The organism is Motilibacter deserti, assembly GCF_011250635.1.
GTDB classification, from domain to species: domain Bacteria; phylum Actinomycetota; class Actinomycetes; order Motilibacterales; family Motilibacteraceae; genus Motilibacter_A; species Motilibacter_A deserti.
This window is the reverse complement of the sequence record NZ_JAANNP010000004.1, coordinates 155,376-176,371: the sequence shown is the minus strand read 5'-3', so window position 1 is coordinate 176,371 and position 20,996 is coordinate 155,376. Positions and strand designations below refer to the sequence as shown.

21 protein-coding genes are annotated in these 20,996 nt (G+C 74.8%); 11 read left to right on the top strand and 10 right to left on the bottom strand.

The features are described 5' to 3' along the window. Positions 1 to 8 precede the first annotated feature (8 nt). A complete protein-coding gene (locus tag G9H71_RS10525) occupies positions 9 to 2,126 on the top strand; it encodes an MMPL family transporter (protein WP_331272894.1) in 2,118 nt (705 codons plus the stop codon). On the opposite strand, the gene G9H71_RS10520 is transcribed toward G9H71_RS10525, so the two are convergent. Next, the gene (locus G9H71_RS10520; protein ID WP_166281490.1) at positions 2,083 to 2,874 is read right to left on the bottom strand and encodes a siderophore-interacting protein; all 792 of its coding nucleotides are present in this window, start codon (positions 2,872 to 2,874) and stop codon (positions 2,083 to 2,085) included. The two genes, G9H71_RS10525 and G9H71_RS10520, sit on opposite strands and share 44 nt — an antisense overlap. A gap of 169 nt (positions 2,875 to 3,043) precedes the next feature. On the opposite strand from G9H71_RS10520, the gene G9H71_RS10515 reads away from it, so the two are divergent. From G9H71_RS10515 to G9H71_RS10500, 4 genes are read left to right on the top strand one after another with little or no spacing between them, the layout of a single operon-like run. After that, a complete protein-coding gene (locus G9H71_RS10515) occupies positions 3,044 to 4,096 on the top strand; it encodes an iron-siderophore ABC transporter substrate-binding protein (protein ID WP_166281488.1) in 1,053 nt (350 codons plus the stop codon). Further along, positions 4,093 to 5,130 (top strand): FecCD family ABC transporter permease, encoded by a 1,038-nt coding sequence (locus G9H71_RS10510; RefSeq protein ID WP_166281486.1) that lies wholly within the window; start codon positions 4,093 to 4,095, stop codon positions 5,128 to 5,130. The genes G9H71_RS10515 and G9H71_RS10510 overlap by 4 nt, the downstream gene beginning before the upstream one ends. Next, positions 5,127 to 6,194, top strand: a complete 1,068-nt coding sequence (locus G9H71_RS10505) for a FecCD family ABC transporter permease (protein ID WP_331272893.1) — start codon at positions 5,127 to 5,129, stop codon at positions 6,192 to 6,194. The genes G9H71_RS10510 and G9H71_RS10505 overlap by 4 nt, the downstream gene beginning before the upstream one ends. Next, positions 6,191 to 7,015 carry an ABC transporter ATP-binding protein gene (locus G9H71_RS10500; protein ID WP_166281484.1) on the top strand — a complete coding sequence of 275 codons (825 nt, stop codon included), beginning with the start codon at positions 6,191 to 6,193 and terminating at the stop codon, positions 7,013 to 7,015. The genes G9H71_RS10505 and G9H71_RS10500 overlap by 4 nt, the downstream gene beginning before the upstream one ends. 35 nt (positions 7,016 to 7,050) lie before the next feature. Here G9H71_RS10500 and G9H71_RS10495 read toward each other — a convergent pair whose 3' ends face one another. Then, positions 7,051 to 7,980, bottom strand: coding sequence for an aldose 1-epimerase family protein (locus G9H71_RS10495; RefSeq protein WP_166281482.1), 930 nt, complete (start codon positions 7,978 to 7,980; stop codon positions 7,051 to 7,053). A gap of 202 nt (positions 7,981 to 8,182) precedes the next feature. Continuing rightward, the gene (locus G9H71_RS10490) at positions 8,183 to 8,875 is read right to left on the bottom strand and encodes an alpha/beta hydrolase (protein ID WP_166281480.1); all 693 of its coding nucleotides are present in this window, start codon (positions 8,873 to 8,875) and stop codon (positions 8,183 to 8,185) included. Between the two features lie 75 nt (positions 8,876 to 8,950). On the opposite strand from G9H71_RS10490, the gene G9H71_RS10485 reads away from it, so the two are divergent. Further along, positions 8,951 to 9,541, top strand: coding sequence for a TetR/AcrR family transcriptional regulator (locus tag G9H71_RS10485; RefSeq protein WP_166281478.1), 591 nt, complete (start codon positions 8,951 to 8,953; stop codon positions 9,539 to 9,541). 76 nt (positions 9,542 to 9,617) lie between these two features. Here G9H71_RS10485 and G9H71_RS10480 read toward each other — a convergent pair whose 3' ends face one another. Next, positions 9,618 to 10,259 carry a dihydrofolate reductase family protein gene (locus G9H71_RS10480; protein WP_166281476.1) on the bottom strand — a complete coding sequence of 214 codons (642 nt, stop codon included), beginning with the start codon at positions 10,257 to 10,259 and terminating at the stop codon, positions 9,618 to 9,620. Positions 10,260 to 10,379: 120 nt separating this feature from the next. Between G9H71_RS10480 and G9H71_RS10475 the strand changes: the two genes are divergently transcribed. Together G9H71_RS10475 and G9H71_RS10470 are read left to right on the top strand one after the other, a co-directional pair. After that, positions 10,380 to 12,317 carry a PD40 domain-containing protein gene (locus G9H71_RS10475; RefSeq protein WP_166281474.1) on the top strand — a complete coding sequence of 646 codons (1,938 nt, stop codon included), beginning with the start codon at positions 10,380 to 10,382 and terminating at the stop codon, positions 12,315 to 12,317. A 51-nt stretch (positions 12,318 to 12,368) separates the two neighbouring features. Next, positions 12,369 to 13,682, top strand: coding sequence for an APC family permease (locus tag G9H71_RS10470; RefSeq protein WP_166281472.1), 1,314 nt, complete (start codon positions 12,369 to 12,371; stop codon positions 13,680 to 13,682). A 115-nt stretch (positions 13,683 to 13,797) separates the two neighbouring features. On the opposite strand, the gene mshC is transcribed toward G9H71_RS10470, so the two are convergent. From mshC to G9H71_RS10445, 5 genes are read right to left on the bottom strand one after another with little or no spacing between them, the layout of a single operon-like run. Then, positions 13,798 to 15,018 (bottom strand): cysteine--1-D-myo-inosityl 2-amino-2-deoxy-alpha-D-glucopyranoside ligase, encoded by a 1,221-nt coding sequence (gene mshC, locus G9H71_RS10465; protein ID WP_166281470.1) that lies wholly within the window; start codon positions 15,016 to 15,018, stop codon positions 13,798 to 13,800. A 23-nt stretch (positions 15,019 to 15,041) separates the two neighbouring features. Next, positions 15,042 to 15,848: an SCO1664 family protein gene (locus G9H71_RS10460; protein ID WP_166281468.1), complete on the bottom strand. Its 807-nt coding sequence runs from the start codon at positions 15,846 to 15,848 to the stop codon at positions 15,042 to 15,044. A 51-nt stretch (positions 15,849 to 15,899) separates the two neighbouring features. Next, positions 15,900 to 16,460: a DUF3090 family protein gene (locus G9H71_RS10455; RefSeq protein ID WP_166281466.1), complete on the bottom strand. Its 561-nt coding sequence runs from the start codon at positions 16,458 to 16,460 to the stop codon at positions 15,900 to 15,902. Between the two features lie 11 nt (positions 16,461 to 16,471). Next, positions 16,472 to 17,230, bottom strand: coding sequence for a histidine phosphatase family protein (locus tag G9H71_RS10450; protein ID WP_166281464.1), 759 nt, complete (start codon positions 17,228 to 17,230; stop codon positions 16,472 to 16,474). Positions 17,231 to 17,257: 27 nt separating this feature from the next. After that, the gene (locus G9H71_RS10445) at positions 17,258 to 18,085 is read right to left on the bottom strand and encodes an undecaprenyl-diphosphate phosphatase (RefSeq protein ID WP_166281546.1); all 828 of its coding nucleotides are present in this window, start codon (positions 18,083 to 18,085) and stop codon (positions 17,258 to 17,260) included. 167 nt (positions 18,086 to 18,252) lie between these two features. On the opposite strand from G9H71_RS10445, the gene G9H71_RS10440 reads away from it, so the two are divergent. Further along, positions 18,253 to 19,227, top strand: coding sequence for an aldo/keto reductase (locus tag G9H71_RS10440; protein ID WP_166281462.1), 975 nt, complete (start codon positions 18,253 to 18,255; stop codon positions 19,225 to 19,227). A gap of 147 nt (positions 19,228 to 19,374) precedes the next feature. Beyond that, positions 19,375 to 20,373, top strand: a complete 999-nt coding sequence (locus tag G9H71_RS10435; RefSeq protein WP_166281460.1) for a hypothetical protein — start codon at positions 19,375 to 19,377, stop codon at positions 20,371 to 20,373. A 38-nt stretch (positions 20,374 to 20,411) separates the two neighbouring features. Here G9H71_RS10435 and G9H71_RS10430 read toward each other — a convergent pair whose 3' ends face one another. Beyond that, a complete protein-coding gene (locus tag G9H71_RS10430) occupies positions 20,412 to 20,765 on the bottom strand; it encodes a primosomal protein (RefSeq protein ID WP_166281458.1) in 354 nt (117 codons plus the stop codon). A gap of 38 nt (positions 20,766 to 20,803) precedes the next feature. Between G9H71_RS10430 and G9H71_RS10425 the strand changes: the two genes are divergently transcribed. After that, entirely contained in the window at positions 20,804 to 20,989 is a 186-nt protein-coding gene (locus tag G9H71_RS10425; protein WP_196791966.1) for a DUF5703 family protein, read from the top strand. Positions 20,990 to 20,996: the final 7 nt, after the last annotated feature.

Here is a 20,996-nt window from a genome sequence, read left to right as displayed (position 1 = left end):
GGTTGCCCGTGGCAGGCCCCCACGCGGACCGTCGTACCACAGCGCGTGCGCTGTCGCCGGTCGGCCGCGCCCGCTCGTGGTGGGTGCTGCTCCTCGCGCTGCTCGCCTCCGGCGCGGTCTTCGCGCTGGGCCCGGGCGAGGCGACGACCGTGTCCGACGCGGCCAGCGGGCTGGCGGACGGCGCGCAGTCCACCCGGGTCGCGCAGCTGCAGGAGCGGCTGCCCGGCAGCGGGGTCGCGCCCGTGATCGCGGTCTATGCGCGCGACGACGGCGGCGCCCTCGGCCAGGACGGCCTCGCCGCCGTCGAGGCCGCGGCGCAGCGCCTGGCTGGGCTGGCCGCGGGTGGCGGGCGCCCTGCCGAGCCGGAGGTGTCCGAGGACGGGACCGTGGCCACGGTGACCCTCCCGGTCAGCACCGACGAGGACACGGTCGAGGACGACGTCGGGGCCGTCCGCACGGCGGCCCGGGCCGGCCTGCCCGACGGGGTGGGCGTCGAGGTCACCGGCGGCCCGGCGTACGCCGTCGACCTGTCCGCGGTCTTCGACGGCGCCAACACCAAGCTCCTCAGCACCACCGCCGCGGTCGTGGCGCTGCTGCTGCTGGTGACGTACCGGAGCCCGGTGCTGTGGCTGGTCCCGCTGCTCGTCGTCGGCGTCGCGGACCGGCTCGCGACCGTCGTCGTCGGTGCCCTCGCGCCGCGGGCCGGCGTCGACGTCGACGGCTCGGCCGCCGGGATCCTCTCCGTGCTGGTGTTCGGGGCGGGCACGAACTACGCGCTGCTGCTCGTCTCGCGCTACCGCGACACCTTGCGCCACGAGAGCGACCGCTTCGCCGCGATGCGACGGGCGCTGCGCTCGACCGCGCCGGCCGTCCTGGCCAGTGGCGGGACCGTGCTGCTCAGCCTGCTCACGCTGCTGCTCGCGGACCTCACCTCCAACCGCGGCCTGGGCTTCGCCTGCGCCGTAGGGATCGTGATCGCGATGGCGTTCGGGCTGGTCGTGCTGCCGGCGGCGCTGGTGCTGCCGGGCCGCTGGCTCTTCTGGCCGCTGGTGCCGCGCGTCGTCGACTCCCCCGACGACGACGAGGCCGGGCTGTGGAGCGCGGTGGGCCGCCGGGTCGCCCGCCGCCCCGGGCTCGTGGCCGCGCTCGGCGTCGCCGTCCTCGCGGTGCTGGCGGTCGGGGCCCTCGCCGTGCAGACCGAGCTGTCGGCCGAAGAGAGATTCCGGAACCCGCCGGAAGCCGTGCTCGGGCAGCAGTCGCTGCAGCGTGCCTTCCCCGCCGGCACGACGCAGCCGTTGACCGTGGTGTCGTCGGCTGGAGCGGCAGAGGCGGTCGTCGAGACGGCGCAAGGCGTCCAGGGCGTCGCCAGGGCACGGTCGCTGACGACCGAAGGAGAGTTCGCCGTAGCCCAGGTCGTGCTCGAGGACGCCCCGGGAACGGAGGGCTCGGACCGGGCCATAGAGGGACTGCGCGACGCGCTGGCCGAGGTGGCCGGTGCGGACGCGCTCGTCGGCGGCACGACCGCCGAGGAGTACGACACCGCGCGGGCGACCGAGCGCGACACCCGGCTCGTCGTCCCGCTGGTGCTGCTGCTCGTGCTCCTCGTCCTGACGGCGCTGCTGCGGTCGGCCGTCGCGCCCGTCCTGCTCGTCGCGACGGTCGTCGCGTCGTACTTCGCCAGCCTGGGGGCCAGCTGGTGGGCGTTCGACCTCGGCTACGGCTTCCCCGCCCTCGACACGCCGGTGCCGCTGCTGTCGTTCCTGTTCCTCGTCGCGCTCGGCGTCGACTACAACATCTTCCTCGTCGCCCGCACCCGCGAGGAGGTGCTCGCCGGGCGGGCGACGCGGGAAGCGGTCCTGCGCGCGCTGGCCGCCACCGGTGGCGTCATCACCAGCGCCGGCATCCTGCTCGCCTCGGTGTTCGCGGTGCTCGGCGTGCTGCCGCTCATCACGCTGACCCAGATCGGGGTCGTGGTGGGCATCGGCGTCCTGCTGGACACGCTGCTCGTACGGACCGTCGTCGTCCCCGCCCTGGTGCTCGTGCTCGGCGAGCGGTTCTGGTGGCCGTCCCGTCCCGAGCGCGTCAGGCGACCTCGGCCTCCATCGCCGCGACGAAGCCCTGCTTGACCTCTCGCCACGCCTCGTCGGACATGGTGCGCCGCCAGTAGGGGGAGCAGGACATGTCGGCGCGCGGGAGCCCCCGGTCGAGCAGCAGGTGCCGGCGTACGCCGCGGATCTCCTCCGCCTCCCCGTGCACGAAGACGTGCACGCGCCCCTCCGGGAAGGTGAGCTCGCGCAGGGAGGCGAGCAGCTGGTCGTCGTCCGGGCCGCGGTGCAGCCATTCGACGTCGAGCTCGGCCGCGCTGCGCAGCTCGGCCTGGTGGCCCGGGCCGTCGCAGAGCAGTCGGACGACGGCCGGCACCCCTGCGGGCAGCGCCTCGAGCGACGCGGCGATCGCCGGCAGCGCCGACTCGTCGCCGACCAGGAGATGCCAGTCCGCGTCCGGGTCCGGGCGGTAGCCGCCGGCCGGGCCTTCGAGGACCAGCACGTCTCCGGGCTCGGCCGAGGCGGCCCAGCGCCCGGCCACGCCGACGTCGCCGTGCACGACGAAGTCGATCGTGAGCTGCCGGGCCGCGGCGTCCCAACGGCGGACGGTGAAGCGGCGGAACGCGGGCCACTGCGAGCGAGGAAGGCTCGCGCGCAGCTCCGCCGGGTCGAACACGCGGGAGTAGGCGGCTCCGGCCGGGGCGAACGCGAGGTTCACGTAGGCGTCCGTCGCGTCCACCATCACGAAACCGTCCAGACCGTCCCCGCCCAGGACGACGCGGACCATCGCCGGGGTCAACCAGTGCTTCTCGACGACGCGTCCGTGCATGTGCCCTCCCGGATAGGTGAGGCTTACCTTAACCTTGGTCGCTGGGGGAAGCCGCGCCCGTTCCGTGCGCGGTGCTGCCCTGACGCGCCCGCCGGCTCGCCGGCGTACGCAGCGGGCTCCATCCGCACCATCCGCACCGTCCCGGGTGCGCCTGACGAAAGGGTTCCTCTTGCTCCGCTCTTCTCGGTCGGTGGTCGGCGCGCTGACCGCTGTCGCCGCCCTGCTGCTCGCCGGCTGCGGGGGCTCCGACGACGAGGCGACGGCGGCGAGCCCGTCGACGCCCGAGGCGTCGGCGTCCGCCCCGGCCCAGCAGTTCCCGATCACGATCGAGCACGCCCTGGGCACGACGACGATCGAGTCGCAGCCGGAGCGGGTCGCAACGGTGAACTGGGCCAACCAGGAGGTCCCGCTCGCGCTCGGGGTCGTCCCCGTCGGCATGGCGGCGGCCAACTTCGGCGACGACGACAACGACGGCCTGCTGCCGTGGGTGAAGGAGAAGCTCGACGAACTCGGCGGCCAGACACCGGTGCTGTTCGACGAGACCGACGGCATCGACTTCGAGGCGGTCGCCGACACGCAGCCGGACGTGATCCTGGCGGCGTACTCCGGCCTCACGCAGGAGGACTACGACACGCTCAGCGAGATCGCGCCGACGGTCGCCTACCCCGAGGTCGCCTGGGGCACCGACTGGAAGGACATGATCCGGCTCAACAGCCAGGGCATGGGCAAGCCCGCCGAGGGCGAGCAGCTGATCTCCACCCTCGAGCAGGAGATCACCGACACGGCTGCGACGATGCCGCAGATCGCCGGCAAGAAGACGATGTTCCTCACCCACGTCGACCCGACGGACCTCAGCGAGGTCAGCTTCTACACCACCCACGACACCCGGGCGAAGTTCTTCACCGACCTCGGGCTGGGCACGCCGAAGAGCATCGAGGAGGCGTCGTCGTCCAACGACCAGTTCTCCGGGACGATCAGCGCGGAGAAGGTCGACCAGTTCGACGACGTCGACATCATCGTGACCTACGGCGACGAGAAGCTCGTCAAGACGCTGCAGGCCGACCCGCTGCTGTCGAAGATGCCCGCCGTCGCCAACGACGCCATCGTGCTGCTGCCCTCGACGCCGCTCGGCACGGCCGCGAACCCCACGCCGCTCGCCATCTCCTACGTCCTGCAGGACTACGTGAAGATGCTCGCCGAGGCCGCTGACAAGTCGGCGTGACCGCTCTCGCTCCCGCGCCCGCTGCGAGCGCCGCCACCGTGCGGCGCTCGCGGCGGGCGCTGTGGGTGCTCCTCGCCCTCGCCCTGCTCCTCGCCCTCGTAGCCCTGTCGGTCACGGTGGGTGCCCGCGGCGTCTCCTGGTCGGAGATCCTGCACGGGCTGACGGGCGCCGACGAGACGATCGGCGAGGCGGCCGTGGCCAAGCGCATGCCGCGGACCCTGCTCGCCGTGCTCGTCGGCGCGGCCCTCGGGCTCTCGGGCGCGGTCATGCAGGGCGTCACCCGCAACCCGCTGGCCGACCCGGGCATCCTCGGCGTGAGCATGGGCGCCGCGCTCGCCGTCGTCATCGGCATCGCGTGGTTCGGCCTGTCCGTGGCCAGCGACTACGTCTGGGTGGCGATCGTCGGAGCCGGCCTCAGCGCAGTCTTCGTGTACGCCGTCGGCTCGCTGGGGCGCGGCGGCGCGACGCCGCTCAAGCTGGCCCTGGCGGGGACCGCGACGTCGGCCGCCTTCGTGTCGTTCATCACCGCGATCGCCCTGCCCCGCGGGGACATCTCCGCGAACATCCAGTCCTGGCGCGTCGGCGGAGTCGGCGGGGCGTCCTACGACACCATCCGGCTCGTCGTGCCGTTCCTGCTCGTCGGCTTCGCCGTCTGCCTGCTGTCCGCCCGCGGGCTGAACTCGCTCGCCCTCGGCGACGACCTCGCGGCCGGGCTCGGCGAGCGGGTCGCCCTCGCGCGCGGCACCGCGGCGTTCGGCGCGGTCCTGCTCTGCGGCGCGTCGGTCGCGGTCGCCGGCCCGATCTGGTTCGTCGGGCTCGCCGTGCCGCACGTCTGCCGGCTCCTCGTCGGGGTCGACCACCGGTGGGTGCTGCCGTTCTCGACCGTGGTGGGCGCCTGCCTGCTCGCCGCCGCGGACGTCCTCGGGCGCATCGTCGCGCGCCCGGGCGAGCTCGACGTCGGCATCGTCACCGCCTTCGTCGGCGCACCGGTCTTCATCTACATCGTGCGGCGGCAGAAGGTGCGTGCCCTGTGACGGCCCTGCTCTCCCCCGTCTCCTCGCCCGGCACCCGGGTCACGGCAGAGGCCGTCGCGGCCGGGCGTGCACGGCGCGGCCGCCGTCGGCTGGCCGTCATGGCCGCCCTCGCGCTGCTCATCGTGGCGGCGTTCCTCGCCAACGTCATGCTCGGCCGCACCTACTACCCGCTTCCCGACGTCGTCCGCGTGGCGCTCGGGCAGGACGTGCCCGGCGCGTCCTTCGCCGTCGGCCGGCTGCGCCTGCCCCGTGCGGTGCTGGCCGTCCTCGCCGGAGCCTGCTTCGGCTTCGGCGGGGTCACCTTCCAGACCATGCTGCGCAACCCGCTCGCCAGCCCGGACCTCATCGGCATCACGGCCGGTGCGAGCGCCGCCGCCGCGTTCGCCATCGTCACGGTGGGGCTCAGCGGCACGAGCGTCTCGCTCGTGGCCATCGTCGCCAGCCTGGCCGTCGCGCTGCTCATCTACGTGCTGTCGTTCAAGGACGGCGTGCACGGCACCCGCCTGGTCCTCATCGGCATCGGCATCGCCGCGATGTGCGTGAGCATCACCGACTACGTCCTCAGCCGCGCCAGCCAGTGGGACATGCAGGAGACGCTGCGCTGGCTCTCCGGCAGCCTCAACGGCGTGTCGTGGACGGAGGCGCTGCCCACGCTGGGCGCGCTGGTCGTCCTCGCCCCGGTCCTGCTGACGCAGGCGCGCAACCTCAACCTGCTCCAGCTCGGGGACGACGCGGCGTCCGCGCTGGGAGTCAGCGTCGAGCGCACCCGGCTGACCGTGATCCTGGCCGCCGTCGGGCTGATCGCGTTCGCGACCGCAGCCACGGGGCCCATCGCCTTCGTCGCCTTCCTCGCCGGCCCCATCGCCGCGCGGCTCGTCGGCCCCGGAGGCTCGCTGCTGGTCCCGGCCGCGCTCGTCGGGGCGCTGCTGGTGCTCGTCGCGGACTACTTCGGGCAGTACGCCTTCGACACCCGGCTGCCGGTCGGCGTCGTCACCGGGGTGCTCGGCGCGCCGTACCTCGTCTACCTCATCGTCCGCTCCAACCGGGTGGGAGGCTCGCTGTGACCGCAGCGCACACCCTGACGGCCGAGAAGCTGACCCTCGGCTACCGCGACCGCGTCGTCGTCTCCGGGCTCGACCTGGCGGTCCCGCCGGGCAAGGTCACCGCGATCGTCGGCGCCAACGCGTGCGGCAAGACGACGCTGCTGCGCTCGATGTCGCGGCTGCTCGCACCACGCGCCGGCCATGTGCTCCTCGACGGCAAGGAGGTCCACCGCACCCCGGCGAAGGCCCTCGCCCGCACGCTCGGGCTGCTCCCCCAGTCGCCGATCGCGCCCGAGGGCATCGCGGTCTCCGACCTGGTCGGGCGTGGGCGCCACCCGCACCAGGGCGTGCTCACGCGGTGGAGCAAGGAGGACGACGCCGCCGTGGCCGCCGCGCTGGAGGCGACCGACACGGCCGAGCTGGCCGACCGGCCCGTCGACGAGCTGTCCGGCGGCCAACGCCAGCGGGTGTGGATCGCGATGGCCCTCGCTCAGCAGACGGACGTGCTGCTGCTCGACGAGCCCACGACGTTCCTGGACGTCTCGCACCAGGTCGAGGTCCTCGACCTGCTGACCGACCTCAACCGGGCCCGCGGCACCACGGTCGTGATGGTGCTGCACGACCTGAACCTCGCGGCCCGCTACGCCGACCACCTCGTCGCGATGGTGGCCGGCCGGGTGCACGCGGTGGGCACCCCCGAAGAGGTGCTCACCGAGGACACGGTCCGGTCGGTCTTCGGGCTCGACAGCACGGTCATCGCGGACCCGGTCTCCGGCCGGCCGCTCATGATCCCGATCGGTCGCCACCACGTCATGTCCGAGGCAGCGGTCGCCGAGGGCTGACCGACGGCAGGCCTGCCGAGAAGGTGAAGCGGGGTTCAGGAAGGCGTGATCCCCCACGCCCCCTCGAACACCTGCCCCGGCTCCAGCCGGACCACGTCCTCACCGCTCGAGAAGGCGTTGGCCGGCGACGTCATCGGCTCGACGGCGACGCTGCGCCGGCGCCGCTCGGGCGCGACGGTGTCGCCGGTGAACACCTGGGTGTAGCCGAAGCTCTCGTCCTGCCACACCACCACCGCGCCGTGCTCGCCGCGCAACGTGACGGTCGAGCGGCCGTCGGGCGTGCGCCGCAGGTCGGTGTACGCCGTGTCCAGGACGCGGTCCCCGATGGCCGACGGCTTCCGGAAGTCGTAGGGAGTTCCCTCCACCGGAGCCCGGCCGGTGGGCGTCGACGTCGCGTCCACCGGCACCCGCGACGCCGCCGGCACGTGGAGCGTGTCGGCATCGATCGTCGCGCCGGGCGTCGCCATGACGTACGGGTGGGCGCCGTACGCGAACGGGGCGGGCCGGGCGCCGACGTTGCGGGCGCGTACGGTCACGGCCAGCCCTTGTCCGGACAGCTCGTAGCGCAGTGCGAGGTCGAGGGTGAAGGGGTAGCCGGACGACGGGTGCAGCCGCAGCGCCATCGTGACGGCGGCGGCGCTCGGCTCGACGGCACGCCAGTTGTGCCAGCGGGTCAGGCCGTGGCTCGCATTGCCCAGCGCGTGCTCGGTGATGGGCAGCTGCAGGCGCTTGCCCTCCCACGCGTACAGCCCCTGCCGGATCCGGTTCGGCCACGGGATCAGGTGCGACCCGCGCGCCGACGGGGCCATCTCGTCCGCGCCGTAGCCGTCGACGACCTGGCGCCCGCCCACGGAGTACGTCCGCAGCCCGCCACCGACCTCGACGACCGTCGCGACCGCGTCGCCGGAACGGAGCTCGATCTGCCGGCCCGATGCGGGCACCGGGCCGAGTTCGTCTGCTGCCATGGAAGCTCCCGCCGTCGGGCTGTCGCGACCCGGGCTCGGGCGACGTCCAGCGCAGAGGGCTCCTTCCCGCTGGCCGGCGCCGGACGCCGCACCACGCAGCACTCCTGCGGAGGCACCCCGGTGGGCGGCTCGAGCACATCCCCCAGGCGTCGGGCAGGTCGCCGCCGACACGCCCGCCGGCTCGCTCGTCCCGACGCCCGGCTCAGACGCCCAGGACGAGGCCTGCCATGGCCGCCGGCTGCGACAGGAACGGATGGTGCCCGGTGTCCAGCTCGACGACGCTGCCGGCCCGCCGGGCGAACTCGCGCTGCGACGTCGCCGGCGTGCCCCGGTCCTGTGCGCAGACGACGTAGGTCGACTGCACCTGCTGCCACGCGGCGGCGCCGACGGGCTGGCTCGTGACCTGCGCGCTCTGCCGGGCGAGGTGGTGCCGCGACTGCTCCTGGGCCTCGCGGTCGCAGTCGTGGAGGAACGTCTCGATGAGCAGCTCCTGGCGTACGCCGAAGGTGCCGGCGCCGGGGTCGACATCGAGGAACGGCGCGGGGCCGTCCGCGAAGTCGGACAGGCTCTGCCCGGCCTCCGGCAAGTAGCTCGACACCAGCAGCAGGTGGCGAACGGACGCCACGCCCGCGGCCGCCTCCGCGGCGACGATGCCGCCGTAGCTGTGGGCGACCACGACGGCCGGCTCGTCGGCGGCCAGCAGCGCGCGTCGCACCGCCTGCACGTCCTCGCGCAGACCGGGCCCGCCGACGCCGGCCGGCTCGCCCGCCTCTCCGCAGCTGGGCAGGCCCGGCGCCACGCTCGCCACTCCCCGCTCCTGCAGCATCTCGGCGGTGCGGTGCCACCACCACGCGCCGTCCCTGACACACGCCCCGTGCACGAACACGACCCTCATGCCTACCTCCACGCTCGGCTCCTACTGCCGCGATCCACGGTAGACGTAGCCGCCGTTACGCGAAAAGATGAAGCCGTGGGGAGACGACCGCAGCCCGAGATCAGGGACCGGCTGCTGGACGCGTGCACCGACCACGCCCTGGCACACGGCCTGCCGGACCGGCTGGAGCAGCTGTCCACCGCGACCGGCACGTCGGCCCGCATGCTCGTCTACCACTTCGGCACCCGCGACGCGCTGCTGCGCGCGGTCCTGCAACGAGCTCGGCAGCGCCAGCTGGATGCGTTCGGCGACCTCCTGCGTCCGCGGCCCGACGAGGCCTACACCGTCACGCTGCAGCGGGCGTGGGCGTCGTTCACGGGAACGGACGGGCAGCCGTACCTGCGGATGTTCGGCGCGCTGCGCGAGAGCGCGGAGCAGCAGCTGTGGCCGGGCTTCCGCCGCACCGCGACGACGGACTGGCTGGGGCCGCTGGAGGACGGGCTGGGCAGCATCGGCCGTCCTGAGCTCGCGACACTCGTCCTCGCCGTGATCCGTGGCCTCCTGATGGACCTCGACTCCACCGGCGACCGCGCCCGCGCGGACCGCGCCTTCGACATCTTCCTCGGCACCCTGGGGGACCACCAGCACGACAATGTCGACGCAACCTCGGGCCGGCGGGCGGGATAGCGGGGCCCGGGGCCCGGCCGCACGCTTCCCGCATGAGCTGCGCGGGGGGCTGGCGCGCGCACCAACGCGGCAGGCGTCACCTCACGACGCGGTACTTCAGGTGCGTTGCCCCCGGTCCCTGGACGACGCGCAGCTGCTCGAGCCGCAGCCCCGGGCCCACGCCCTCGAAGAGGCGGCAGCCACCGCCGAGGACGACGGGGGCCACGTGCAGCTCCAGCTCGTCGACCAGCCCGGCGGCGAGGTACTGGTTGATGAGGTCGGCGCCGCCGCCGAGGACCACGTCCTTCCCGCCGGCCGCCTGCCGCGCCTGCTCCAGCGCGGCCTCGATGCCCCCGGTGACGAAGGTGAAGGTCGTGTCCGACAGGCGCAACGGCTCGCGCTCGTGATGGGTCAGGACGAACACGGGCTTGTGGAACGGCGGCTCCTCCCCCCACCAGCCCCGCCACGGGTCCTCGCCCCAGGGGCCGCCGCCGGGAGGGCCGAACTTGCCGCGTCCCATGATCTCGGCTCCCACGCCCGCGAGCTCCTCCTCGAGGACCGCAGAGCTCGCGTTGACCGTGCCGCCCTCCATCCCGTGCGGCGCGCGGAACGCGGCGAGCTCGAACGCCCACGCGTGCAGGGCCTCGCCCCCTTCGCCGAGCGGCTCTTCCCGGCTCTGCCGCGGCCCCGCCACGTAGCCGTCGAGCGAGATGCTGATGTGCGCTCGAAGCTTGCTCATGCCGAGGAGGACGGCGAGACCCACCAGAACTCATCGCCCCCTGGTCGTGCTGCGCTCTTGATTCCGGCACCCGGCGCGGCCATGGTCGAGACGTCGGGAAAGGCGCGGAGGGGGTACGCCATGCGGGCACCGCGATCCGTCGCAGCTGTCACTGGGATCGCCGTTGCCGCATTCGGCGCGGTGGTGGGCCAGGGGCAGCAGAGCGCCGCGGCGGCGCCCGCGGACGAGCTGGTCTACGCGACCGACGCCGAGCTTCGGGTCCTCGACCTCGCGACCGGCGTGGACACGGCTCTGACGGCGAACGGGATCGACGTGAGCCACCCTTCGCTGTCGCCGGACCGCACGAAGATCGCCTTCTGCCAGGAGAGCGGCGCGTTCGACTGCAGCATCTACGTCCACGACCGCGTCGCGGGGACCACCCGCGCCCTGCCCGGCGGCGCGGCCGGGGCAGACCAGGAGCTTGAGCCGGAGTGGTCACCGGACGGGGCCCGGCTTCTGACGAGCGAGCCGGTGCGGTTCGCCGAGGGCGCGCGTGCCCTGTACACCCGCCCCGCGACCGGCGGTGTCAGACGGCGGGTCCCGAACAGCATCGGCGCGCTGCAGCCGAGCTGGGCCCCGGGTGGGCGGCACATCGCGTTCACCGAGCTGCGTCCCCGCCCTGACGGCACGGCCCGGCCGGTGATCGGCGTGCTGGCGACGGACGGGTCCGGCCGCGCGTCGCTCGGGCTCGTGGGGCACGACCCCGCATGGTCGCCGGACGGCGCGCGGATCGCGTACGTCGCCGACGTCGCCGCGTCCGACGGGAGCCTCGCCTCGTCCGTCGTCGTCACGGTCAACGCCCGGGGTGGCAGCCGTAGGGTGCTCGAGTCGACGTTCCACGCCGGCGCGCAGATCGGCCGCCCTGCGTGGCGCTCGGACGGCAGAACCCTCTACTACGCGGTGCGTCCCGCCCGTGGGGACGCCTACCTCGAGTCCGCCGACGCCGCCGGGACGACGCGGGCGCGGCTGTCCACGGCAGCGGAGCTGCCTCCGGACGCAACGGCGTACGCCGGCCCGCTGCCGCCGCCCGACCGGGCCGCCCCCTCCCCGCTCGCCCCGACGCTCACGCTCGCGGCGGAGCGCGTCACGGCCACGTGGGCCGGTCCCCGGGAGGCGGACGCCGTCGCCGTGCAGCTCGCCGTCTCCCCCGGCACGACGCCCCCGGCCACGTTCGCGGCCGGCCGGTTCCGCACGACGGTGCTCGGCGCGGCCCGCCGAGCCGTCGTCCCCGGCCTGGCCACGGGGGCGGTGCACTCCTATGCGCTGTGGGTCGTCGACCCCTCGGGCAACAGCTCGCCGGTCACCACGGGCAGGTTCCGGACGACCGCCCCGCCCCGCCTCACGGCCCCCCCGACGTCCGCCCTCGCGAGCACCGCGCTGCCGTTCCCCGTCTCGTGGTCCCCGGTCGGCCCCGGCGCACGCCGGGTCGAGGTGCAGTGGCGCGAGCAGTACGTCACCGGCAACACAGGGAGCACCGGGGCCTGGGCGACGTGGCGGGCCACCGCCGGCGCGGGGCGGGCGGCCTTCGGCGCCGCGGAGCGCCCGACGAGCGTCCGCCAGTCGCGCAACTACCTGCTGCGCGCCGTCGCCCTCGACGAGTTCGGCAACCGCGCCTTCGGGGCGCCGAGCCGGGTCGCCGTCCCACTCGACGACCGCGCTCTCACCCGCTACTCCGGGGGATGGACGCGCACGTCCGCGAGCGGCAGCTGGCTCGGCACGCTGACCACGACGCGATCGGCCGCAGCGGTCACCGTGACGGCCGACGTGAGCTCCTTCCGCGTCGTGGGCGAACGCCACCCGCGCGGCGGGCACACCCGGGTCTACGTCGACGGCGTCCTGCGCGCCACCATCAGCAGCTACGCCCGCACCCGCGCTCCGCGGCAGCTGCTCTGGTCCTCGGGAACCCTGGACCGGCGGACGTCGACGCACACGCTCCGGCTCGTCAACGTCCCCGACCCGCGCAGCGCCCGGGACGCGCTGCACCTGGACGGCATCTCCTGGGTCCCCTGGTTCGTCTGACTCCGCGGCACGCCTCCACGGGCGGGGACCGCCGGCGCTCGCCTCGCCCGCATGCACGACGATCAGTCCGTGCCCGCCCAGCAGTCGCAGCCGAGCCCTGCGCCCGACGGAGTGCTGCGTCGCGAGCTCAACCTCCGCGACGCGGTGCTCGTCGGGCTGGGCGCGATGCTGGGCGCGGGGGTGTTCGCCGCGTTCGCCCCGGCTGCCCGCGCGGCTGGGGCCGGCCTGCTGCTGGCCCTCGCGGCCGCGGCCGTGGTGGCCTACTGCAACGCGACCTCGAGCGCCGCCCTCGCCGCAGCGCACCCGCAGGCCGGCGGCAGCTATCTCTACGGGCGACGCCAGCTCGGGCCGCTGTGGGGGTTCCTCGCCGGGTGGGGCTTCGTCATCGGCAAGACGGCCAGCTGCGCGGCGATGGCCCTGACCGCCGGCGCGTACGCCTGGCCCGACCATCCTCGTCCTGTGGCGGTGGTCGCCGCAGCGGCGCTGACCGCCGTCAACTACCTCGGCGTGACGCGCACCGCCGCGCTGAACCGGCTGCTCGTCGCGGTCACTCTCGCCGTGCTCGGCTTCGTCGTCGTCACGTGCCTGGCCGGCGACCGCGGCGCCGTGTCGAGCCTGACGGACGCGACGAGCCTCGACGCGTACGGCGTGCTCCAGGCGGCCGGGCTGCTGTTCTTCGCCTTCGCCGGGTACGCCCGCCTCGCCACGCTGGGCGAGGAGGTGCGCGACCCCGAGCGGACGATCCCCCGCGCCGTGCCGCTCGCGCTCGGGATCGTCGTCGCGGTCTACGCGCTCGTCGCCGTCGGCCTGCTGCTCGTCCTGTCCCCTGCCGGGCTCGCGGCCTCGACAGCACCCTTGCGCGACGCCGTCGCCGCCACCGGCCACGAGGACTGGGCCGTGCTGGTCCGGGTCGGCGCCGTGACCGCCAGCCTCGGCGTGCTCCTGAGCGCGATGGCCGGCGTCGGGCGCACGACGCTGGCGATGGCCCGGGACCGCGAGCTGCCGGTCGCCCTGGCGGCGGTGCACCCGCGCTTCGGCGTCCCGCACCGTGCGGAGCTCACCCTCGGCGCGGTGGTCGTCGTCATCGTCAGCGTGAGCGACGTCCGCGGCGCCATCGGCTTCTCCAGCCTCGGCGTCCTCGTCTACTACGCCGTGGCCAACGCCAGCGCGTGGACGCTGCGCACCCGCAGCGCGGTCCGCCGCCCGGTTGCCGCCCTCGGTCTCGTCGGATGCGTGGTCCTCGCGGCCGCACTGCCGTTCACAAGCGTCGTTTCGGGAATCGGCGTTCTTGCGTGCGGCCTGCTGCTGCGGGCCGTCGTCCGGGCGCGCCGAGCCGACGCCGGACCGCGCCGCGGCCGCGGATGACCGCTGGCCCGGGCTGAACACCTCGACGAGGAACGCCGTGACGTGCGGTCCCGCGGGACCGGACGGCCGGGCGGCGGCCCGTACGCCCTCTGGCCGAACGCGCCTGTCCGCGGTCCTAGAGCCGGACCCCGAGCAGGGCGTCGACGGTGCGCGCGACGAGGCCCGCGGCGCCCGCGACGTCCCCCTCGCCCCGGTCGGCGGCGGCGGCCCACTCGTCGACCACCCGGAGCGCCGACGGCGCGTCGAGGTCGGCGGCCAGCGCACGGCGTACGCCATCGAGCACCGGCAGCGGGTCCGGTCCCTCGTTGCGGGCCAGCGCGGCGCGCCACGCGTCCAGCCGCGACTGCGCCGCCTCGAGCTCGGCGTCGGTGTACTCCCAGTCGCTGCGGTAGTGGTGGGCGAGCAGCACCAGCCGGACCGCCGCCGGGTCGACGCCGGCGGCGCGCAGCTTCGACACCAGCACGAGGTTGCCGCGCGACTTGGACATCTTCTCGCCCTCGTAGCCCACCATCCCGACGTGGGCGTAGACCTTCGCGAACTGCGAGGCGAGCGCGTGCGCGTGCGAGGCGCTCATCTCGTGGTGCGGAAAGACGAGGTCGCTGCCGCCACCCTGGACGTCGAAACCGCCACCGAGCGCGTCGAGCGCGATCACGGTGCACTCGATGTGCCAGCCGGGCCGGCCGGGGCCGACCGGCGACGTCCACGCGGGCTCGTCCGGGCGCTTCCCGCGCCACAGGAGCGGGTCGACGGCGTTGCGCTTGCCGCTCCGGTCGGGGTCCCCCCCGCGCTCGGCCGACAGCTCGCGCTGCACGTCTGCGGAAAGGCCCGACACCTGCCCGTAGGCCGCGTCGGAGGAGACGTCGAAGTAGACGTCGTCCTCGACGCGGTAGGCCGAGCCCTCGTCGAGCATCCGTCCGACCGCGTCGCCGATCGCCGGGACCGCCTCGGTCACGCCGACGTAGGAGTCCGGGGGGATCACCCCGAGCGCCGCCATGTCCTCGCGGAACAGCGCCGTCTCCCGCTCGGCGAGGTCACGCCAGTCGACCCCGGTCGCGGCGGCCCGCTCGAGCAGCGGGTCGTCGACGTCGGTGACGTTCTGGACGTACGTGGTGCGCAGCCCGGCGTCACGCCAGGCGCGCAGGACGAGGTCGAAGGAGACGTACGTCGCCGCGTGGCCGAGGTGGGTGGCGTCGTAGGGCGTGATGCCGCAGACGTAGATGCGCCCTTCCTCGGGGCCACCGACAGGCTGCAGCGCGCCGGTCGCGGTGTCGTGCAGAAGGAGCTCGGAGCCCGCTCCCGGAAGAGTAGGAACAGAGGGAGCGGGCCAGGCATGCACCCCGGAAGCCTAACGACCGCCGCTCAGAAGGCGGGCCACGGGATCGCCGGCCAGCCCGGCACCGGCAGCGGCATGCGCGCCTCCCGGAGCAGCCGGCGCACGCGCCGCTTGGTCGCCGCCACCTCCGACGGGGTGAGGTGGGCGGCGAGCTGCCCGCCCAGCTCGCCCTCCAGGCCGTCGCGCACGCGGGCGAGCGTCTCGAGGTCCTCCGGGTCGATCCGCCGGCCGGCCCAGCCCCAGAGCACGGTCCGCAGCTTCTCCTCGACGTTGAAGGAGACGCCGTGGTCGACGCCGTGCACGGCGGCGCCCGCCTCCGGCCCACACGGCAGGATGTGCCCGCCCTTGCGGTCGGCGTTGTTGATCACGGCGTCGAAGACGGCCATGCGCCGCAGCCGCGGGTCCGGGGCGTGCGCCAGGACCACCGCTTCGCCGCCCTCGCCCCGCGCGTCGAGCACCGCGTGCCATCCCGGCGGCAGCGCGGGCCGCGCCACGATGTCCACCAGCTCCACGGTGTCGTCGGCGTCGACCCAGAGCTGGACCATGCCGGGGCCGAACGGCCCGTCGCGCAGCACGGTCGGCGGCACCACGTCCCACCCGGCGTACGCCGACACGAGGTACGCCGACACCTCCCGGCCGGCGAGCGTCCCGTCGGGGAAGTCCCAGAGCGGCCGCTCCCCCGCCACGGGCTTGTAGACGCAGGACGCGTCGACCCCGTCGAGGCTGATGCGGGCGTAGAGCGTGGCGTTCGAGGCGTCGACCAGCCGGCCCTCGACCTCGATGCTGCCCGCGCGCAGCAGGTGCAGCGCGTCGGCGACCGCGGACGTCGTCATGCCTCCAGTCTTACCGGCTCGCAGCGGTGGCGCGCGGCAACGAGCTGCTGCTCAGCGTCGGTAGCCGTTGGCGCGCGGGCAGACGTGGCCCTCCGGGTCGAGCGGCAGCCCGCAGAACGGGCACGGCGGACGGCCGGCCGAGACGAGGGCGAGCGCGCGCTTGGCGAAGGCCCGCCCGGCCGCGCCGGACAAGTGCACCCGGAGCAGGTCCGGGCCTTCCTCGTCGTCGTCGTCGACGTCCTCGAGCTCGCTCTCGTCCTCGGCCGCCTCCTGGGCCTCGACGACGAGCTCCTCGGTGTCGGCGTCCCACTTGAGAGCCATCGTGCCGACGCGGAACTCCTCGACGACCGGCAGGTCGAGCGGGGCGTTGTCCTCGAGCTCGGCCGGGGCCACGGCGGGGACGGCGGTCGCGCCGCCGGTGCGGCGTACGACCTCGTCGAGCAGCTCCTCGACCCGCTCGGCGAGCGCAGCGACCTGCTGCTTCTCCAGCGCGACGGTCGTGACCCTGTCGCCCGCGCGCGCCTGCAGGTAGAACGACCGGGAGCCGGGCACGCCGATCGTGCCCGCGACGAAGCGGTCGGGCGGGTCGTAGTCGAAGAGCTGACGTGGCACGGCGGGCAAGCCTATGCGCTCGGCGCCGGGGGCTGGCCGTCCCCGCGATCTTCGGCGGCCTGGGTGGGCGCATCGACGGGCCCGGTCAGCCCGGCGCCCCCACCCACGACGGCGTCGCTGGAGGCCTTGCGCCGCCGCCCGCGCTTCTTCGGCGGAGCGAGCCAGGACAGGTCGCCCCCGGTGTCGTTCATCCGCAGCACGAACGGCCGCTGCTCGGTGTAGCTGACCACCGACACCGAGCACGGGTCCACGACGATCCGCTGGAACGCGTCGAGGTGCATGCCGAGCGCGTCGGCGAGGACCGCCTTGATGACGTCACCGTGGGAGAACGCGGCCCAGACGGCGTCCGGGCCGAGCTGCGCGGACGTGTCGCGGACCGCGTCGACGGCGCGGGCCTGCACGGCGCGCAGCGACTCACCTCCGGGGAAGGTGACGGCGCTCGGGTGGCTCTGCACGACCTTCCAAAGCGGGTCCTTGGCGAGCGTCTTGATCTCCTTGCCCGTCCAGTCGCCGTAGCGGCACTCGCCCAGCCGGTCGTCGACGCGGGGCTCGAGGCCACGCCCCGCGAGCACGGCGGAAGCGGTCTCGAGGCACCGCTGCAGCGGGCTCGTGACCGCCGCGGCCAGCGGCACACCGGCCAGCCGATCGTGCAGCGCCGCCGCCTGGGCCTGCCCCGTGCCGTCCAGGGCGATGCCCTCCGACCAGCCGGCGAGGACGCCGGAGGTGTTGGCCGTCGTGCGGCCGTGGCGTACAAGCAGGACCGTGGTCACGGTCGTCACCCTACGTGCAGGCCGAGGTCAGGGCTTGGCCTCGATGACCCCCGCGGCGAGCAGCGCGAAGACGCCGAGCCCGAGCAGGATCCGGTAGACGACGAACGGGCGGAAGGACCCCTTGGAGATGTAGCGCAGGAACCAGGCGATGACGGCGAAGCCGACGAGCCCGGCGATGACCGTCGCGAGGATGGTCGGCCCCCACTCGACCGGCGCCTCGCCCGAGGCGATGTCCTTGAGCTCGAAGAGCCCGGACGCGAGCACCGCCGGGATGGCCAGCAGGAACGAGAAGCGGGCGGCGGCCTCGCGCTTGTAGCCCAGCAGCAGCGCCGCGCTGATCGTGCCCCCGGACCGCGAGACGCCGGGGACGAGGGCGAGCGCCTGCGCGAACCCGCAGAGGATGCCGTCACGCAGCGTGAGCTTCTCCAACGGCTTGGCGTTGCGGGCGACCTTGTCCGCGTAGCCGAGGACGAGGCCGAAGCCGATCAACGTCGCGCCGATGAGCCAGAGCGAGCGGAACGCCGACTCGATCGGGTGCTGCAGGAGCAGGCCGAGCACGCCGATCGGCAGCGTCCCGACGAGGACGAGCCAGCCGAGGCGGGCGTCGGGGTCGGCGCGCATCTGCTTGTCGCGCAGGGAGCGGAACCAGGCCTTGAGGATCCGGGCGATGTCCTTGGCGAAGTAGACCAGCACCGCGGTCTCGGTCCCGAGCTGCGTCACGGCTGTGAACGCGGCGCCCGGGTCCTCCCAGCCGAACAGCTCCGCCGAGATGCGCAGGTGGGCACTGCTCGAGATCGGGAGGAACTCGGTCAGACCTTGCACGACACCGAGGACTGCCGCCTCGCCCCAGCCGATCAGGCTCAAGCCCGCTCTCCCTCTCTCGCGCCGGCTCCGTCGGCGCGGCTCCCCGACGCCCGGCACGCGCCGGCCGCGCGTCGCCTCCTCGTCGGTCCCAGGGACCCTAACCGCCGAGATCGTGTGCGCGTGCCTCGCCGCGCGGCGGGCGGCTAGGCTCGCCGCCCGTGGAAGAGCGGTACGTCGGGCGGAGCGGGCTGCGGGTGTCGCGGCTCGGCCTCGGGACCATGACCTGGGGCCGGGACACCGACGAGCACGAGGCGTCCGACCAGCTGCGCGCCTTCGTGGACGCGGGCGGCACGCTCGTGGACACCGCCCCGTCCTACGCCGAAGGCGCCGCGGAGCAGATCCTCGGGCAGGTCCTCGAGGGCTTGCTCGGCCAGTCCGGGAACCGCGACCGGCTCGTGCTCGCGACCAAGGGCGGGATCGGGCGCCGGGGCGGCCGGGGCTACGTCGACACGTCGCGCCGCGGCCTGCTCGCCCAGCTGGACACCTCGCTGCAGCGGCTCGGGGTGGGCCACGTCGACCTCTGGCAGGTGCACGTCTGGAGCGACGACGTGCCCATCGAGGAGGTGCTCGGCACGCTCGAGCACGCGGTCTCGACGGGCCGCGCCCGCTACGTCGGGGTCTCGAACTACTCGGGCTGGCAGCTCGCGCGCGCGGTGACCCTGCAGGAGGCCGCCCGCCGCGCGCCGATCGTGTCCAACCAGGTGGAGTACTCCCTGCTCGCCCGTGCCGTCGAGGCCGAGGCCGTGCCGGCGGCGCGCGCCCTCGGCGTCGGGGTCCTGTGCTGGTCCCCCCTCGGCCGCGGCGTGCTCACCGGGAAGTACCGCTCGGGGGTCCCGGGCGACTCGCGCGGGGCGTCTGCGCACTTCGCCCCGTTCGTCGAGGCCTATTTCGGCCGCCGCTCGCGCTCGGTCGTGGATGCCGTGGTCACGGCCGCCGACGGGCTCGGGGTCTCGCCGGTCGAGGTGGCGCTGTCCTGGGCCAGGGACCGCCCCGGCGTGGCGTCAGCGGTCGTCGGGGCGCGTACGGCCGCCCAGCTGCGCGGGTCGCTGTCCGCCGAGGACGTCGTGCTGCCCGACGCCATCCGCGAGGCGCTCGACGACGTGTCCGCCCCCGGCGGCACGGCCGAGGACTGACGAGGCCCCCCGCTGTCGCCCTTCGAGCACGCCTACGCCGTCGACGGGCCGTGGGCCGAAGCCCTGGCCGCGCCCGGCGGCAGCCCGCGCCGGGCGGACGCGGCCGCGGCGGAGTCCGGCGTACGGCCGGACGACCCGCGCCGCGGCGTGGCCCTGGTCGAGTGGCTGCTCGTCCGGGCCGCCCGGGACGGGCACACCTGGTCCCCCGAGCTCGTGCTCAGGTCGGCGCTGGCCGCGCTCGAGGTGCCGGACCCGGCCGCGGCGGTGGCGGCAGCGGCCGACCTCGGCGGCGTGGTCGCACCCGCCGAGGGGGCGCTGGCGCTGACCGGCCTGGCGCTCGTCGAGGAGGAGGCCGCCGAGGAGGTTGAGCGCCTGCTCGTCACCGGCGGGGGTGTGCGCTGCGTGGTCGGCCCGGCCGGGGCGGCGCGTGCCGCCGCAGCCGGTCGGGGAGCCGCAGCGGCCCGCGCCGACGACGCCGAGCGGCTCGACGCGGCCGCCCTGCGCGACCTGGCCGCAGAGGTCGAGGACGGCGAGGAGCTGGTGCTGGCCGGCGACCCCGCGCTGCTGCCCGGCGCCACCGGGCAGGTGCTGCGCGACCTGGTGCGCTCGGGGCTGGTCGAGGTCGAGGAGGTCGAGGCGGGCGCCGACCCCGGCGTACCCGAGCCGCTGGCCCGGCTCCAGGCCGCCGTACGCCGCGGCGAGCTCCCCGCGCCCGCCGAGCTGGCGACCCCGGGCCGGGAGGTCGTCGTCGTGCCGGCCGGCTCAGACGAGCAGGCCGTCGTCCGCGCCGCGCAATTGGTCGGCACGTCCATCCCGCGTGCCTTCGGTCTGCCGGCCGAGCAGGTGGGCGTGCTGACGCCGTCGGCCCGGGGGCCCGCCGGCGCGCGGGCGTTGTCGTCGGCCCTCGGCCGCGAGGCGCTTCCCGTAGCGGAGGCGGCGGGCAAGCGGTGGGGGGCGGTCGTCCTCGTGCTTCCCGGCTCGTCGGCCGGCGCGCTCTCCCGCGAGCTCGTCCTCACCGCCCTGGCGGCCGCCGGGCGCCACGTGTCGATCGTGACCTCGGCCGGTCCGGCCCTTCCGCGCGCCGTCGCCCGGGTGGCGTACCGGCCGCGTCGCTCGCGGCTCGCCGAGCTGCTCGCCGGTCCCTGAGCCCGCGCCGGGCCGCAGTCAGCGGCCCGTCGCGGTGCTCACTTCCGGTCGAGCCGGCCGGGCGAGTCCTCGACCTCGTCGATGTCGACGTAGTCCTCCTCGTCCTCGTCGTCCTCCAGCTCGTCCGCCTCGTCGTCCTCGTCGTCCTCGTCGTCGTCGAGCTCGTCGTCCTCGACGATCTCGAACGGCACGACCTCGTCGTAGACGTCGTAGAGGACGTCCTCGTAGTCGAGGAACGCGTCGCGCAGCTCTCCGAACGCAGCGGAGACGCGCGGGTCCGCCTCGCCGGTCCTCGTCTCGACGGCCTGCAGGTGGCGCTCCAGCGCGACGGTCAGCGCGTGCGCGGCGGAACGGACGTCGGCACCGCTCGGGGCGCTCGTGGGGTCGGACACCATCCGAACGGTACCGGCATCGCCCTATCGTGGGGAGCGTGCGCGAGTGGGAGACACAGGTTCTGTTCATGCCACGGGGGACGACCCGCGGCGACGCGCGCCGTCTGCTCACCGAGCAGGCCGAGTACGGCCACTGGGAGCTCTGGCGGCTGCGGCTCTATGCCGACGGCAGCCGTCGGGCCTGGCTGCGCCGGCGCGTGATCCGGGTGGCGCGCACGGCGTGAGAGCGCG

Excerpts from the sequence above, each read along its gene's own strand:
- G9H71_RS10495 (WP_166281482.1), bottom strand. The coding sequence starts at position 7,980 with ATGGCAGCAGACGAACTCGGCCCGGTGCCCGCATCGGGCCGGCAGATC.
- G9H71_RS10520 (WP_166281490.1), bottom strand. The coding sequence starts at position 2,874 with ATGCACGGACGCGTCGTCGAGAAGCACTGGTTGACCCCGGCGATGGTC.
- G9H71_RS10490 (WP_166281480.1), bottom strand. The coding sequence starts at position 8,875 with ATGAGGGTCGTGTTCGTGCACGGGGCGTGTGTCAGGGACGGCGCGTGG.
- G9H71_RS10470 (WP_166281472.1), top strand. The coding sequence starts at position 12,369 with ATGCACGACGATCAGTCCGTGCCCGCCCAGCAGTCGCAGCCGAGCCCT.
- G9H71_RS10480 (WP_166281476.1), bottom strand. The coding sequence starts at position 10,259 with ATGAGCAAGCTTCGAGCGCACATCAGCATCTCGCTCGACGGCTACGTG.
- G9H71_RS10475 (WP_166281474.1), top strand. The coding sequence starts at position 10,380 with ATGCGGGCACCGCGATCCGTCGCAGCTGTCACTGGGATCGCCGTTGCC.
- G9H71_RS10460 (WP_166281468.1), bottom strand. The coding sequence starts at position 15,848 with ATGACGACGTCCGCGGTCGCCGACGCGCTGCACCTGCTGCGCGCGGGC.